13 protein-coding genes and 1 pseudogene are annotated in these 14,655 nt (G+C 61.2%); 7 read left to right on the top strand and 7 right to left on the bottom strand.

The window, feature by feature from the left end:
• Positions 1-151: 151 nt before the first annotated feature.
• The 5 genes and pseudogenes from L0U81_RS28885 to L0U81_RS28865 form a co-directional block, all read right to left on the bottom strand.
• On the bottom strand, positions 152-340 hold the full coding sequence (locus L0U81_RS28885) for a hypothetical protein (protein ID WP_233808690.1): 189 nt from the start codon (positions 338-340) through the stop codon (positions 152-154).
• 339 nt (positions 341-679) lie between these two features.
• Positions 680-817, bottom strand: a pseudogene (locus L0U81_RS28880) (VOC family protein); the annotation flags it as partial.
• Positions 818-940: 123 nt separating this feature from the next.
• Entirely contained in the window at positions 941-2,560 is a 1,620-nt protein-coding gene (gene mhpA / locus L0U81_RS28875) for a bifunctional 3-(3-hydroxy-phenyl)propionate/3-hydroxycinnamic acid hydroxylase MhpA (protein WP_233808686.1), read from the bottom strand.
• Positions 2,561-2,614: 54 nt separating this feature from the next.
• Positions 2,615-3,919, bottom strand: a complete 1,305-nt coding sequence (gene hmgA / locus L0U81_RS28870; RefSeq protein WP_233808684.1) for a homogentisate 1,2-dioxygenase — start codon at positions 3,917-3,919, stop codon at positions 2,615-2,617.
• 110 nt (positions 3,920-4,029) lie between these two features.
• On the bottom strand, positions 4,030-5,016 hold the full coding sequence (locus tag L0U81_RS28865) for a fumarylacetoacetate hydrolase family protein (protein WP_233808682.1): 987 nt from the start codon (positions 5,014-5,016) through the stop codon (positions 4,030-4,032).
• A gap of 118 nt (positions 5,017-5,134) precedes the next feature.
• Between L0U81_RS28865 and L0U81_RS28860 the strand changes: the two genes are divergently transcribed.
• The 4 genes from L0U81_RS28860 (at position 5,135) to L0U81_RS28845 (ending at position 9,680) form a co-directional block, all read left to right on the top strand.
• Complete coding sequence (locus tag L0U81_RS28860; RefSeq protein ID WP_233808680.1) at positions 5,135-5,914, top strand: IclR family transcriptional regulator; 780 nt, start codon at positions 5,135-5,137, stop codon at positions 5,912-5,914.
• A 185-nt stretch (positions 5,915-6,099) separates the two neighbouring features.
• Entirely contained in the window at positions 6,100-6,690 is a 591-nt protein-coding gene (locus L0U81_RS28855) for a helix-turn-helix transcriptional regulator (RefSeq protein WP_233808678.1), read from the top strand.
• A 44-nt stretch (positions 6,691-6,734) separates the two neighbouring features.
• A complete protein-coding gene (locus L0U81_RS28850) occupies positions 6,735-7,400 on the top strand; it encodes a hypothetical protein (protein WP_233808669.1) in 666 nt (221 codons plus the stop codon).
• A 600-nt stretch (positions 7,401-8,000) separates the two neighbouring features.
• Positions 8,001-9,680, top strand: a complete 1,680-nt coding sequence (locus tag L0U81_RS28845; protein ID WP_233808667.1) for an ABC-F family ATP-binding cassette domain-containing protein — start codon at positions 8,001-8,003, stop codon at positions 9,678-9,680.
• Between the two features lie 324 nt (positions 9,681-10,004).
• Here L0U81_RS28845 and L0U81_RS28840 read toward each other — a convergent pair whose 3' ends face one another.
• Entirely contained in the window at positions 10,005-10,235 is a 231-nt protein-coding gene (locus L0U81_RS28840) for a hypothetical protein (protein ID WP_233808664.1), read from the bottom strand.
• 426 nt (positions 10,236-10,661) lie between these two features.
• Between L0U81_RS28840 and L0U81_RS28835 the strand changes: the two genes are divergently transcribed.
• The 3 genes from L0U81_RS28835 to L0U81_RS28825 all read left to right on the top strand — a co-directional run bounded on the left by L0U81_RS28835 (position 10,662) and on the right by L0U81_RS28825 (position 14,045).
• Positions 10,662-11,621: a DNA-binding protein gene (locus tag L0U81_RS28835; RefSeq protein ID WP_233808662.1), complete on the top strand. Its 960-nt coding sequence runs from the start codon at positions 10,662-10,664 to the stop codon at positions 11,619-11,621.
• Positions 11,618-13,102, top strand: a complete 1,485-nt coding sequence (locus L0U81_RS28830; protein WP_233808660.1) for a tyrosine-type recombinase/integrase — start codon at positions 11,618-11,620, stop codon at positions 13,100-13,102. The genes L0U81_RS28835 and L0U81_RS28830 overlap by 4 nt, the downstream gene beginning before the upstream one ends.
• Before the next feature lie 466 nt (positions 13,103-13,568).
• Positions 13,569-14,045, top strand: a complete 477-nt coding sequence (locus tag L0U81_RS28825; RefSeq protein ID WP_233808649.1) for a hypothetical protein — start codon at positions 13,569-13,571, stop codon at positions 14,043-14,045.
• Positions 14,046-14,411: 366 nt separating this feature from the next.
• Here the strand turns inward: L0U81_RS28825 and L0U81_RS28820 are convergent, their stop codons facing one another.
• Positions 14,412-14,654 carry a DUF6429 family protein gene (locus L0U81_RS28820; RefSeq protein WP_233808647.1) on the bottom strand — a complete coding sequence of 81 codons (243 nt, stop codon included), beginning with the start codon at positions 14,652-14,654 and terminating at the stop codon, positions 14,412-14,414.
• Between the last annotated feature and the right edge of the window lies 1 nt (position 14,655).

Below are 14,655 nucleotides of genomic sequence, written 5' to 3'. Positions count from 1 at the left end.
CGCACCCTACTTCTACCGCCATCGCGGCCGAGCAGATAGCGAGCCCCGAGCACAGGCCATGTGCCGTCGGAAATGCACCTCAAGCGCAAATCGACACCCTCGATGTCCTGCGCGAAGTCGACGAGCTTACGGCCCAGAAACTCGCTGATATTCATGCCATAGCGCGGCTGACCGTTGCGCAACTTGGTTCGACTTCAGGCTGCAGGAATATGAACTTCGGCTCCCATGTCAGCGGCCGTACCGATGCAATGGGGTAGGAACGCTTGATGACTTGCCCCTGCAGGACAATATGGTCAGTTTCAGGGTGGGGAACGGTATCGGCAGCGATTTCCTCCGCCACGCTGCACTCCAGGAGAAGATGCGCATCACCTCGCGATCTGCAGTTATTGCACGCGGCCTCTCGGGAAAATGCCTATCTCTTTGTCGATGACGGTCGCGCGGTACCCCCGGGCGCGCGAGCAAATGGGCCATCGTGGCGCCGGCCGGCCATAGCCAGCAACGACAAAATCAAAGTTCTCCATAGTAATCCTATTCATTTAAGACACCGCAAAAAGCCCCTGTGTGCCCAACGCTCTCCGCTGTGTCCGGATGCAGGAAGATGTGTACGCGACCTCGTCCTGTCAGTTTTCGGTCACTGAAGCACGTTCACTCCCATGCGCGCAAGCTGCGTGCTGAGGTGCATTTTTGGCGTGCGATCCTCGTCAAACACGAATTCGAGCCGGTGGCCATTCGGGTCGAAGAAATAGATCGACTTGAAAAGCGTGTGATAGGTCGGTACCACGACGTCGATGCCTTCGTGTTGCAACCGCTCCTTGCTATAAGCGACCAGCGCCGAACAGCACGGCCAACTCCGTCCTCGCTCGAGTGCGCGGAACGAGCAATCAATCTGCTTCGTCTCCGCGCATTTATGTTTGTCCCAGGCCGATCTCTGGCCTGGTCATCACACAGCCGCTGCCCGCTCTTCAGGATGAGGTGCAAACGTGAGCGCCCTGCCGAGCGATACGATCATGTCCTTCAACTCGCCCTGATGCCGCGCCGTGCCATAGGCAAAACCATCGGGACGAACCACTGCCGCCACGGCTCTCGTCTCGGTCAGCCAGCGCACCACAAGATCCAACTCCTCGGTGACAGCAATCAGTTCTGTCTCGAGATTCGTGCTGCCCTGCCCCTCGTCCACCACGCAAACGACCTTGACATCGCTCAAGGATGCAGCCACGCCGAGCGAATCGCGCGCGGCCGCCGCAAGCGCCCGATCCCGGGTGACGACATAGAAATTGCCACGCACCAGATCGTCGAGGCGCATCCGACCGACGCCTTCGCTGCTCACCCATGGTTGCGGAAACAACTTACCCGCACCGGTGCTCAGCGTACCGATCACATCCCGATACAGCAGACCGGTTTCCAGGCCCGGGATGAACGACTGGCGAATCGTCTGTGCCGTACCGGCCGCCAACTCCGCGCCAAGACGACGATCCCGCTCGCGGGCGGCCTGCTCGTCGAGTTCGCCGATGATCAAGCCGAAGGATTTGGCGGTTTCGACGACCGTCTGCACGTGCGGGCGGCGCTCCTGCCCATAGGTATCGAGCAATGCATCCCCGGCCTTGCCACATAACACCGCGTCGAGCTTCCAGGCAAGGTTGTAGGCATCCCGTACCCCTGCACACAAACCCTGTCCCATGAAAGGCGGCATCTGATGAGCCGCATCGCCGAGCAGAAACACGCGGCCTTCACGCCATTTTTCGGCAACGACGGCGTGGAAGCGGTAGATCGCAACGCGCTTGACTTTGACACCGCTCGTGTCCACAAAGGTCGAGAGGACACGCTCTAGGTGCTCCGGGTCGTTGAAGGACTCTGGCGCCTCTCCCGGCAGTACCTTGATCTCCCAACGGCGCAGACGATCGGGCCCGACGATGTAAGTGCCCGGGCGCGCGGGACGGCAATATTGCACGCATCGTTCGGGCAGTACGACGTCGTCATGCAAGTCAGCATCGACCACCACCCACGATTCATCGAATGCAAGATCGTAAATGGTGGACTCAATCTGGCTACGCACCGCACTGCGTGCGCCGTCACACGCAAGCAGATACTTGCCCCGCAGCGTCTTGCTCAACTCACCCGGACCAGTGACGTCGACCTCCACCCCTTCAGCATCCTGGCGCAGAGAAATGAGCGTGTGTTCGACTAGTACATCGACCGATTCGAAGCGTTTGACCCCGTCTCTCAGCACACGCTCGAGGGTGGGCTGGTAGAACATAAAGGTCGGCTCCCAGCCGAGTGGACCGGGCGCCGGCAGCGGATAGAAACGTTTGATGACCTGCCCGTCGACACCGATGAAGTCGGTGCCGGGATGAGGACAGGTATCTTCCGTGATTTTCTCGGCCAGGCCGGCCGCTTGGAAAGCGCGCAGCGTCTCGTGGTCGGCGGTGATCGCGCGCGGCTTGTCGTAGATGTCCTTGTCGCGCTCGACTATTGCCACGCGCATGCCCATCGTGGCAAGCAGGTTGGCCACCGTTGCGCCGGTCGGGCCGTAACCCGAGATGATTGCGTCGTATGTATCCATGACTCTTTTACCCACCGCAAAAGTTCAATTGATTCTGTCGGTGACCGCGGCGACTCAAACCTTGGGCACTGCAAAACCGTCCCAGACCGTGTCGTAGGCCAGCTGGCGATTGACTGCCTCGAGTGAGCGGCGCGTGAGTTTGAATACGTGGCAGCTCTCGAACATGAAAGCCAGCGCGTTGTCGACCTTGTGCGGCTTGAGTTCCGCGCTGCTGGCCTTGTCGAAGGTCGTTGCATCCGGACCATGCGGCATCATGCAGTTGTGCAGGCTCACGCCACCCGGCACAAACCCCTCGGCCTTGGCATCGTAGACGCCATACACGAGACCCATCAGTTCACTCATCACATTGCGGTGGAACCAAGGCGGGCGGAACGTGTCCTCGGCAACCAGCCAGCGTGGTGGGAAGATCACGAAATCGCAATTTGCAGTTCCGGGCACCGTGGAAGGCGAAGTCAGCACCGTATAAATCGAGGGACCCGGATGATCGAACGAGATCGTTCCGATCGCCATGAACCGGGCCAGATCGTATTTGTAGGGCGCGAGATTGCCATGCCACGCAACGACGTTGAGTGGCGAATGGTTTTGCATGCCTTCCCAGAATTTGCCGAGGAACTTGCGCACGATCTTGACATCGCGCGGACCGTCCTCATAAGCGGCGACCGGCGTCAGGAAGTCCCGATGATTCGCCAGGCCGTTCGAGCCGATCGGGCCCAGCTCCGGAAGCCGGAACGGCGCACCGCAATTTTCGGCTATATAGCCGCTCGCCTCGCCGTCGTCCAGATCGACCGCAAAATGCAGGCCGCGCGGCACCACGGCGATTTCGCCCGGCGCAAGGCCGAGCACGCCCAGCTCGGTACGAATCGTCAGCCGGCCGAGTTGCGGCACGATCAGCATTTCCCCGTCGGCATTCAGCAGATAGCGGTTCGTCATCGAGGCGTTGGCACGGTAGACGTGCGCGCTTATGCCCGACTGTGCTTCGGGGCTGCCGTTGCCCGCGATCGTCACGATACCGTCGAGAAAATCGGTCGGTGCCGTCGGAGCCGGCCACGGATCCCAGCGGAAGCGGTTCGCCGGTGTATCCACTTCGCCAAAAGGTCCCGACTCCCAGGCGGGCTGCTCGATTTTCCGATAGGCGTCGTGCATGGCCGAAGGCAGTACATGGTACATCCACGTGCGCCGATTCTCCACGCGCGGCGCGGTAAACGCCGCGCCGGACAGCAATTCGGCAAACAGGCCATGCGGGGCACGCTGCGGCGAATTGCGCCCTTCCGGCAAGGCGCCCGGAATAGCTTCAGTAGAAAACTGGTTACCGAGGCCGCTCATGTAGATAAGGCCGTGCGGCGATGTCTGGGTACTCATCTGCTTGCTCGCGACTCTCTGTTCACGTTGCGGGGCGGCATCTCACGCGCCCCGAACTCGCATGCCCCTTTGTCTGCGGACATACGGTCTCTTTGTCGATCCCGGGTCGATCAACCCTGATATTTCTGGATCTCGTTGTCGATCGTGCCGAAGATCGAGGCGCCCTGCGCATCGAACATCTCCACACGCACGTGATCTCCGAAATGGAAGAACGGCGTGACCGGCTTGCCGTGCTCGACAGTCTCCAGCGCACGCTTCTCCGAAATGCAGCAAAAACCGTTGCTGCGATCGTGATTCGATATCGTGCCCGAACCCAGTACGGTGCCAGCACCCAGCGTGCGGGTCTTCGCGGCGTGCGCGATCAGCTGCGGGAAATTGAAGTACATGTCGACACCCGCGAGCGGCGCACCGAGCTTCTCGTTGTTGATATGCACCGTAAGCGGCAGGCTGATCTTCGAACCATCCCATGCCGCACCAAGTTCGTCCGGCGTCACAGCGACCGGCGAAAACGCCGTCACGCCCTTGCCGTTCACGAAACCAAAGCCCTTGTTCAGCTCTGCCGGAATCACGTGGCGCAGCGAGATGTCGTTGAGCAGCATCAGCAGCTTGATATGCGATTTGGCCTGCTCCGGCGTGGCCAACATCGGTACGTCGTCGGTGATCACCGCGATCTCGGCCTCGAGGTCCGCGCCCCATTCCTCAGTCGCGATATAGACCGGATCCTGCGGCCCCGTGAAATAGTCCGAGCAGCCCTGATACATCAGCGGGTCCTGAAGAAACGACGGCGGCATCTCGACACCCCGCGCCTTGCGCACGAGCTCGACGTGGCTCAGATACGAACTGCCATCCAGCCATTGGTAGGCGCGCGGCAGCGGCGACTCAGCCTTCGACTGGACAAAGGCAAATGCGCCGCTTGCCGTACCGGCATTGAGTGCTTCGTAGAGTGCCTTGAGGCGCGGTTCGACATCGTTCCAGTTTTCGATCGCTTCCTGCAACGTCGGGGCAATATCCGCCGCAGTCACGGCGCGCATGAGATCGCGCGACACCACGATCAAAGCACCGTCACGGGTGCCGTTTTTCAGCGATGCAAGTTTCATAGTCTAGATTCCACCGATTGGAAGGATTGACGACACTTCAGACACCTGCCAATCTACGCCGCGACCGTACACCACACGCCATCATTTCCACTCAATGAACATGCGATCCAGGACCGCAGTGAAACAGAGCGCAGACCCCGGTTCCATCGAACGCACATTCGAGCTGCTGAGACTTCTCGCAACCGCCGGCCGCTATGGGCTAGCGCTCACCCAGATCTCCGAATCGGCCAACTTACCCCATTCCACCGTACATCGGCTCCTACGTCGGTTGATCAAGGAGCGCATGGTCGTCCAGCGTGAATCGAACAAGCGCTACACACTCGGCGCACTCGCGTTCGAACTCGGGCTCGCAGCCTCCCAAATCTATGATCTGCGGCAACCGTGCCGTCCAATCCTGACGCAGCTTGCAGAAGAGATTGGCGACACCGTCTACCTCACGGTCCGCAGCGGCAATGAATCTGTCTGCGAAGACCGTTACGAAGGTCCGTCGGCGATTCGCGTCATGACGCTGGAGGTCGGGAGTCGTCGCCCGCTCGGACTCGGCGCGGGCGGCCTCGCCATCCTCTCGGCGATACCCGAGGACGAACGCGAGGAAACCATCGACTATCTCACCCACCGTTATGGCACGTACAAGGCACTTCATGAAAAGACCCTGCGCAACGCGATCGATGCCTGTAAGAGGCAGGGCTTTTCGCTGATTCACAGCCAGGTCACGCTGGGGACAACCGCGGTCGGCGTCGCGATCCTCGACACGCTGGACAATCCGGTTGCGGCGGTCAGCGTGGCTGCCGTGGACAACCGCATGTCGGATAGCCGAGTAATCACCCTTTCCCGTCAACTGCAATCCGCTGCCGCAAGCATCAAGAAAGCAATCCACAGCTTCCCGATCCGTTCTTGACGCTGACACGTCCCAATACAAAAAGATTTCCATCAAGCAAACAATCAGGGCCAAGCTCGCCGTTCACGGACGAGGATAGGGGTGTTGCCGTCAGCACACTGCCTTTCCAATATGAGAACAGCGATGATTATCGAACACCGTAGGTTGCCCAGACTGGCTGGAAACATTGGCACAGGGAAACTGCAGTGATTCCCACGTCGCTTGCTCTTATAGCGCCCAAGATTGATGCGAGAGTGCTGAATGACGCGCAGGAAGCGCTGGCACGCAAATTCCGCCTCACGGGCCGATATCGCTCAAAAGGCAGCGATGTGGCAAAGGAAGTAGTGTTGAATCCGCTTGGGCTTGTTGTCCGAGGACCCGTGCAGTATCTGATCGTCACCATGTTTGACTACACCGACGTTCAGCAAATCGCACTTCACCGACTTACAAACACGACAGTTCTCTCCGAGCCGCGCAAATCTCCGCCAGGGTTCGACTTTCAGCAATACGTTCAAGGTGCTGGCCAATATCACTCGCAGGGACCTATACGATTGGTCGCGTGGTTTGACCCGGTAGCGGTGGAACATTTACGAGAGACACCGCTTTCGTTCGATCAAACTATCAAGCCCGTAGGCGACAGTACGCTTTTTGAAGTTTCGGCAACAGTGGAAAATGATGAACCCTTGAGGTGGTGGCTGCTCGGCTTTGGCAGTCGTGTCGAAGTGCGGGAACCACATGATCTTCGAGCAGAGTTTTCGGTACACGCAAAACAACTGGCTGCTCGCTACATCGTCTAGCGGTGTTTCAATTTGGTATTTAACTGCGTCACCAGAGGACCGCTATGGCTGCAATTTATTCATCGGAAGTACGTTATCACCCGTGGGTCGGTAACCAATACAAGGACCAAAAGATCCGTTGGCTCATTCTCGGTGAATCTGGATACGGACTACGCCAAAACGAACCGCGTGAAACCGAATGGATGATTCGAGCGCATAACGGCGATCGGCAGGACGGCTGGGATCCAATGCGATATGACATTTGCACCGCCGCTGAAAGATTGATGACCGGTTCACCTCAGCTTGGCTACGATGCAAGGTTACGATTTTGGAACACTGTGGCGTTCTATAACTTTGTCCGTGAGAGCATGCCAAACGCACAAGTTCGTCCAACGACGAGGCAATTCACCGAGTCCCGTGGCGCATTCAGTGAAGTTATCCGGACGCACAATCCTCATGCCGTGTTGGTTATGGGTCTCAACCTTTGGGGCTATTTGCCCGGTACAAGAGATGGGTGGGAAGAGGGGCAAGAACGGGCCGACGTTGCAATGCCACGCCCGTACAAGCGCAGATTGCTCAACGTCTGGACAGGCTATTCCGATGGAGAGGCTAAAGAAAACCCGTTTGCCTGTTTCCAAGTCGCACATCATGCCAGTAGAGGCTTTGATGCAAACAACTGGACGACATGGATGGCAGCTGGAAAAGCAGAAATCTTGAAGCGGTTTGTTTGACAGTGGCGACTGCAACACGAAGGTGGTCGACCGTTACACGATACGAAATCAGCAACGCAACCCAAGCGAGATGGTTATGCTGGTCGCCCTCGCTTCAGCACGTATCGTCAGCCATTCGCGACGGCATTCTGGCCAGAGGCGGCGGCGGTTCGGACGTTCGTCTGAGATTCCTATCTCTGCAGCATTCCGAGATTCGACCCGGTGCGCGTGTCTGGCGTATTCCGCAGACGGAGTGGGTAGCCGATATCAAATGGGTCAAATGACCGAAACGCGCCGAATTTCAGTCATATGTCAACGTCTCGCGAGTGTCGCTTCGTGGCCAGAAGTACGCGTTCTCACGAACCGCCTGAAAGCTGCCATTGAGAATTCCAACATCCTCACGGCGGCACCTTCATCGAACTGGTGCTATCGGCCAGGAGCCGTCACTCACCGTCTGTTCGCTGGCCCTGCAGCCGGAACGCCCGGTGCGCCAGTGCCCGCCTCGCTTTGTGGCCGAGGGCGCCGCAAAGCGCAAGCGACTCTTCTCTCGAGCATCCAGAAAAGAGACAGCCCTGTACGTCCGGTCGGCTATCATGCCTATCCTCTCCGAAGTAGCTCCTTATGATTTCCGTCCGTAATCTCACGCTGCGCCGCGGCGTCAATGTCGTACTCGACCGCGCCTCCGTCACCTTCACCCCCGGCGAAAAGATTGGCCTTGTCGGCCGCAATGGCGCCGGCAAGTCATCCTTCTTCGGCCTTCTCAACGGCACGCTGCACGAAGACGGCGGCGAGTTCTCGATTCCCGCAGCATGGAAGATGGGCCAGGTCGCGCAGGAGATGCCGGAGACCGAGCAGAGTGCGACCGACTTCGTAATCGAGGGTGACACCGTACTGCTGGCTGCGCAGACCGAAGTAGCCGCCGCTGAGGCCAGCGACGATGGCATGCGCATGGCGCACGCCTACATGGCCCTGCACGACGCCGGTGCACATGATGCCCCCGCACGTGCCCAGGCGCTGATCCAGGGCCTTGGCTTCAGTGCTGCGCAGCTCAGCCAGCCGGTCAACAGTTTCTCCGGCGGCTGGCGCATGCGACTGCAACTGGCGCGCGCGCTCATGTGCCCGTCCGACTTGCTGTTGCTCGACGAGCCGACCAATCACCTCGACCTCGACGCGCTGGTCTGGCTGGAAGCGTGGCTTAAGCGCTATCAAGGAACCTTGGTAGTGATCAGCCACGATCGCGAATTCCTCGACGCGGTGACGCAGGTGACGGTGCACGTCGACAACGCCAAGCTCGTGCGTTATGGCGGCAACTACAGCAAGTTCGAAGACATGCGCGCTGAGCAACTGGTGTTGCAGCAGGCCGCGATGGCCAGGCAGGCGGACAAGATCGCCCACCTGCAGAAATTCATCGACCGTTTCAAGGCCAAGGCCTCGAAGGCGAAGCAGGCGCAGAGCCGGGTCAAGGCACTCGAACGCATGGAGAAGATCGCACCAGTGCTTGCCGACGCAGAGTTCAACTTCGAGTTCAAGGAGCCGCTCAACGTCCCGAACCCGCTGTTGTCGATGCTGGACGCGAGCTTCGGCTACGCAGCGCCGACCGGCGCACCGCCGGGCACGCCGCCGACGGTCGTCGTGCGGGGCATCAACCGATCCGTGCTGGCCGGGCAGCGCATCGGCATTCTCGGCGCCAACGGCCAAGGCAAGTCCACTCTGGTGAAGACGGTGGCGCACGAGCTGGCGCCGATTGCCGGCGAAATCAGCGAAGGCAAAGGCCTGAACATCGGCTACTTCGCACAGCAGGAACTCGACGTGCTGCGTCCGCTCGACACGCCGATGGAACACATGATCCGCCTTGCCAAGGACACGCCGCCGCACATGCGCGCGCCCGGCCAGAGTGGTACCGAACAATCGCTTCGCACCTTCCTCGGCACCTTCAACTTCAGTGGCGACATGGTCCATCAGGCGGTCAACACGATGAGCGGCGGCGAAAAGGCGCGGCTCGTGTTGTGCATGATCGTGTGGCAGCGCCCCAATCTGCTGCTGCTCGACGAGCCGACCAACCACCTCGACCTGGCCACACGCGAAGCGCTAGCCATGGCGCTCAACGAATTCGAAGGCACGGTGATGCTGGTCAGTCACGACCGGGCCCTGTTGCGCGCCGTATGTGATGAGTTCTGGCTCGTCACCAAGGGTGGCGTCGAGCCCTTCGACGGCGATCTGGACGATTACCAGCAGTTCCTGCGCGACGAAGCCCGTCGCATGCGCGAGCAGGCCGCCGGGGAGCAGAAGGTCATCGCCTGAGCTAAACCCCCTGGCAGTTCCAGTTTGGAAGCTGCCATAGCGCTCGCATCGAGTCGAAGGGCCGCTTAAGATCGGGGGTGTGAGCTCACTGATGCAGGATGCTGCCACCGGGTTGCTCGATGCCGCCATCGTCGGCAATCAGCCGCCACATTGCTGGGTAGAACCCAGCCCATCCCAATGACGGCTCCGGCCGAATTCTGCGCGTAGGCCGTCCGTCGGATTACGGAGTTGAGCCGTCGCTTGCCACAGGCACCCACTCGTGCGCAAGGAAATTGATACCTGCAAAAGCTAGTCGTCACCGCGCCCGTGTGGAGTCGACCGATTTCAGTCCATCAGGCGCATCTGGCCACGGGCCTCTAACTGCTGCTGCTCGGAACCTTTGACCTTGCGTCGCCTACGGGGCCCGTGGCGAAGGCACTCAACGAGGATCAGCCGGGCCTCGTCATCAGTACACGCGAGACCGTCTGGCCGCGTCACCGTGATCGTATATTCGTCGTTGAGTTCTGGCTGGTCCTGCCGCGCCTTTCCAGGCAGTTCAAGGAATATCTTGCGCATAGATGTGACCGGCACATGTTGTACGGATATGCGCACCTTCCTCCCGTCTGCTGATCCAGCTTACTCGCGCAGTTGCGCTGTCCGTATTGGACGATTGCCAAACAGTCCGCCGCGCCACAGAAGATGCACATCAATGCGTGCAATGTCGATCCGCAGTCTGGGCTAGTCGATGCGGTAGCCCACACTTAGCAAAAGTGGCTGACCGGCTGACGGGCCGCCGGGCCACCCGCGCGGTTGCGCCCCGCCCTGCATCGCGCTGGCCGTGATAAGGGCGTTTATCGCGGCATGGCCATCTTTAGTCACGACAAATCGGGTTGTCTTGCGTCAGGCTTGTGCGTAATCTAATGTGGAAATCCCGCCCTGCGCTGCATGCAGCGGGTTTTTGCCCGTCGCCCGGCGCGCCGCAGTGCCTTGCCGGAGTCCGCCATGGCCCGCCCCGCCGCTGTCACCCCCGATGCGATCCGTACCACCGTCCTCGCGATGCTCGCCGAGGCCGGCGAGACCGCGCCCGCCTCCGACGCGCGCTTCCGCAAAATTGTTTCCGTGCGCAAGCTGCGCGCGCGTCTGGGCGCCGGCGACCCCGCGACGCTCTCGCGGCATCTCAATGCGATCGAGGCGGAGATCGTGCAGGCGGGCCTGACCGGCTTCGCGGTGCCCGACGTGCCGCCCGCAATCGCCGCGCAGATGCGCGCGCTGTGGGAGGCCGCGGTCGCGACGCAGCTCGACGGCATCGTGCGGCTGCGTCACGAAACGGAAGCCAGGGTGGAAGCCTCGGTCGAGGCGCAGCGCAACGCCGGGCTGAAGGTCGAACTGCTGCGCGTCGAACTCGCCGACGTGCGCGCGCAGCTGAGCGCGCGCGACGCGGCGCTGGCGGTCGCCCGCGCCGGGTTTGAGGCGGCCGGGAAACGGTGCGCCGCCGCCGAGGACGGGGCGGCCGCGCTGCGTGCGCAGCTCGCGCACACCGAAGCCGCGGCGGCCGAGGCCGGACGCCAGCACGCCGGCGAACTGGCCACCGAACGTGCCCGCTACGACGGCCTGTCCCGGCAACTGCTGCGGGAAACGGCGCACCAGCGCGAGACGTTCCAGACCGAGCGGCAACGCCTCGAGAGCGAGATCGCCCGCGCGGCCGAACGTGTGGGCGCGCTCGAGTCGCTGCGCGAGCGGCTCCTGACGGAACTGGCGGAGCAGCGCCAGGCACACCAGCAGGCGGCGGCCGAAGCGGCCGCGCTCACGACGGTGGTGGAGCAGCAACGCCAGACGCTCGCGCTGCTGGGCAAACCCGCCACGAAAGAGGCCGCCACCGCCGTCCGCCGGCCGGGCCGCCGCCCCACCGCGCACGCCGGCCACGCCAGCCCGAAGCCGGCGTCACCCAGGAGAGCGCGATGAACCCGTCCGACTGGCTCGACACCGGCTGCCGCCCCCCACAGCGTCTGCCTGACTCCGTGGATGCCGCACTGGAATACCTGACCCACGCGCTCGGGCACCCGCTGTATACCCGCTGGACCCTTACGGCGCTCAAGCGCGGCTGCCCGTCGCTCGCCGACGCGAAGCGCGAGCACCCCGCCGTGTTCGCACTGCTGCTCGAGCACGATGCCGCCATCGAATACTGGGAGCGCGGGCGGTTGCGGGTCGCGCCGGAAGCCTCGGCCCCCTCCGACGTCACCGTGCTCGAGCGCACCCTGCGGCAGCACCGTCGGCGCTTCCGTCCCGCGACGCCAGATGAAGCACAGAACAGCACACCCGTCACGCGCGCCGGGGCCGTCAGCCAGGATCTCGCGCCGCTACCCGCCGGGGTAGAGCCGGCGTGGCTCGCGCGCGCCGGACGCTTCGCGAATCCGGTGCCGCTCACCAACACCCTGGGGGTGGCCGACGATGGGCAGGCCGTCAAACTCTTCCTGCGCGAACGCGCGTCGCACTCCCCGCACACCCGGCGCGCGTACGTGACGGAGCTGCGCCGCCTCGCCGCCTGGTGCCGGCACGAGCGCCTGGGCCCCTTCTCGGATCTCACCCGGCAGGAGCTGATTGCGTACCGGGACGCGCTGCAGGCGCCCCGGCCGGATCCGGCCGGCAACGTCACGCGGTCGGCGCCGGCGACTGTTTCCCGGGCGCTCGCCGCCGTCTCGAGCCTGTTCGCGTGGTGGCACCGCACCGGCTATCTGACGGTCAATCCGGCCGAGGGACTCGCCGCCGGGCGTCGCGCGCGCATGACCTGGACACCGGTACGGTTCCTCCCGGACGCCGCGCTCACCCACTGCGATGCCGTCGCCGCCGGGGACGCGCCACCCGATATACCGCCGGTTCTCTGGCTAAGGCGCTGCGCGATCTGGGCGCTCTACCGCTTCGCCGGCGTGCGGCTCGCCGAACTGGTCTGGGATGAGGAACGGGCGCTGCCGCACGTGGAAGTCGATGAGGCCGGACAGTGGACCCTGCACGTGCTGGGCAAAGGCCAGCGGCTGCGTGCGATCCCCCTGCCCACCGCCTGTCTGCCTGCGCTGCGGACGTACCGGCGCGCGGTGGGACTGCCGCCCGATCCGCCCGCGGATGAACGCCTGCCGCTGATCCACAGTGAGCGCGGCCGGGCGCTGGGACCGAGCGGCCTCTACGACGAGGTCCGGGCGTTATTTGCCTTGTCCGCGACCCGTGTGCCGGTGGAGGACCCTGCGATGCGCGCGGGCCTGGAGGCCGCCTCCACCCACTGGCTGCGGCACGGCTATGCACGCACGCTCGTGGTTGATCACGGCGTGCCGTTACCGGTCGCGCAGGCGCTGCTGGGACACGCGTCAGTGCAGACGACGGCGGCGTATGCGCGCACCGGACAGGCCGAGGCGCGGGCGTTTGTCGAGGGGAGTTTTCCGACACGAAGTTAGCCGGCGTTGAATCGAGACAAATACATCAGTAGACCGGAAGAGATGTCAGACATGACGCTTGTGACCGATTGACTCCAAGCGTTCCGTCTTGGATGCTCGTCGACCTTTGCAGACTTTCGGTGGGGGACGGTGGGACGACCGTTCGACGAACCACACCAGCCCTTCCTAGAGAAACCATGTCGACCAACAGCCATCACACAAGTACAGCCACATAGCTCGAAGAGTCAAGCGCCCAAACGGTCCAGTCCTTAGGCACTTACCTACCGCTACTGTCGACAGATATGCGCAACTGTCGAAGAAGTTCTGACTTCGTATCCCGTTCTTTCAAATTCGTGTGAATTAACATTGATTGAAAAATCGGGGACAAGCTCCTCGGAATGGACCCTGCGATCCTAACAGACTAACATCCCTTCATCGAGAATCCGTGAAGTAATGTTTTTCGAACCCTCATCTCACGGAGAAGCAAATGGTCCAACTGCCATACATGGAATTGGAGTTCGCCGATTTTGGCAATGACACTCGGATTTGGTTTATCACCACATACGCCGGTAAGTATGTAGGCGTTCCCTCTGCCAGCTGGTTATTCGTGTTCGAAATTCCACGCCCCTCCTGTTTATGCCTCAGGATATTCGACAATCCCGGATCTGCCTGGGAGCACAAAGCAATCTGTGAGTTGGCAGACAAGGACTCTCCACCGGACATACTCGTGACGGATAACGTCCGTTTGCAGCACGCTCTGGTCAGCGCAGGCAGCACTTTCTCAAAGCCGGCCAAAGCTTACATCGATAAAATGTTGACTAGATTCCCCGAAATAACAAGTTGCCTTCGGTCTCTCGAAGCGGTGCTCAACGATCGAGGATTCCAGAGTCAAACTCTTGAGGGAAAAAACGCGATGTTCGAGTTGTGGCGTACGACATTCAACGAAAACCTTGCGTCCGAATGAGATACTTGGAAGGTTCTTGCCACCACGTAGAACGCGCGCGTTTCGGCCAAAGTTGCCGCTGGCACAACTTTCCGCCTACGGTGGCTATGGTCAGCTTTCCTGAAATCGGACCCAGAGCGGTATGAGCGGCAGCTTCGCTTCCACTGGAGGACAGCACGACTCCGTTAGAGATACTTGTCCCTTCTATCTATATTTCTGATTCTGAGAGAAAAACTTTCTCCGGTGATCATGGAGAGGCAATGAGCGCCTCATACATATCGGTACCAGCAGGAGTCCAGCATCCTTGGCGGCAGGATCGGGAGCGCAAACATCCTAACCGCGATCAGGAAAGAATATCCTAGTGTCGTGAGTTAGAAGTTCATTGCATTAGTTGTTCGAGCGGTCCGGGATAACGAAATGTTGCCTGAATAGCCGCTCGGACTCACATAACCCTTCCTCGGTAAAGACCACCGACTTCGTCTTGTTGACCGGGTCGCAGATGAAGCCCTTTTCGTAAAGGCGATTCAGCACGTCCCAGTCGAAGCCCTTCCACGCGCGATACTGATCGTGCAGGGTCAGGTAGAGAAGTGCCAGGGCGGCTTCGTCGATCGCGTCGGTATTGATATTCATG

Origin of the sequence: Paraburkholderia sp. HP33-1 (assembly GCF_021390595.1) — a bacterium.
Lineage (GTDB): Bacteria > Pseudomonadota > Gammaproteobacteria > Burkholderiales > Burkholderiaceae > Paraburkholderia.
Note: the sequence above shows the minus strand (reverse complement) of the source record. Positions and strands in the feature narration are given on the sequence as shown.

Coding starts and splice junctions, on each gene's coding strand:
- L0U81_RS28835 (WP_233808662.1), top strand. CDS start 10,662: ATGGCCCGCCCCGCCGCTGTCACCCCCGATGCGATCCGTACCACCGTC.
- L0U81_RS28845 (WP_233808667.1), top strand. CDS start 8,001: ATGATTTCCGTCCGTAATCTCACGCTGCGCCGCGGCGTCAATGTCGTA.
- hmgA (WP_233808684.1), bottom strand. CDS start 3,919: ATGAGTACCCAGACATCGCCGCACGGCCTTATCTACATGAGCGGCCTC.
- L0U81_RS28865 (WP_233808682.1), bottom strand. CDS start 5,016: ATGAAACTTGCATCGCTGAAAAACGGCACCCGTGACGGTGCTTTGATC.
- L0U81_RS28850 (WP_233808669.1), top strand. CDS start 6,735: ATGGCTGCAATTTATTCATCGGAAGTACGTTATCACCCGTGGGTCGGT.
- L0U81_RS28840 (WP_233808664.1), bottom strand. CDS start 10,235: ATGCGCAAGATATTCCTTGAACTGCCTGGAAAGGCGCGGCAGGACCAG.
- L0U81_RS28830 (WP_233808660.1), top strand. CDS start 11,618: ATGAACCCGTCCGACTGGCTCGACACCGGCTGCCGCCCCCCACAGCGT.
- mhpA (WP_233808686.1), bottom strand. CDS start 2,560: ATGGATACATACGACGCAATCATCTCGGGTTACGGCCCGACCGGCGCA.
- L0U81_RS28825 (WP_233808649.1), top strand. CDS start 13,569: ATGGTCCAACTGCCATACATGGAATTGGAGTTCGCCGATTTTGGCAAT.
- L0U81_RS28820 (WP_233808647.1), bottom strand. CDS start 14,654: ATGAATATCAATACCGACGCGATCGACGAAGCCGCCCTGGCACTTCTC.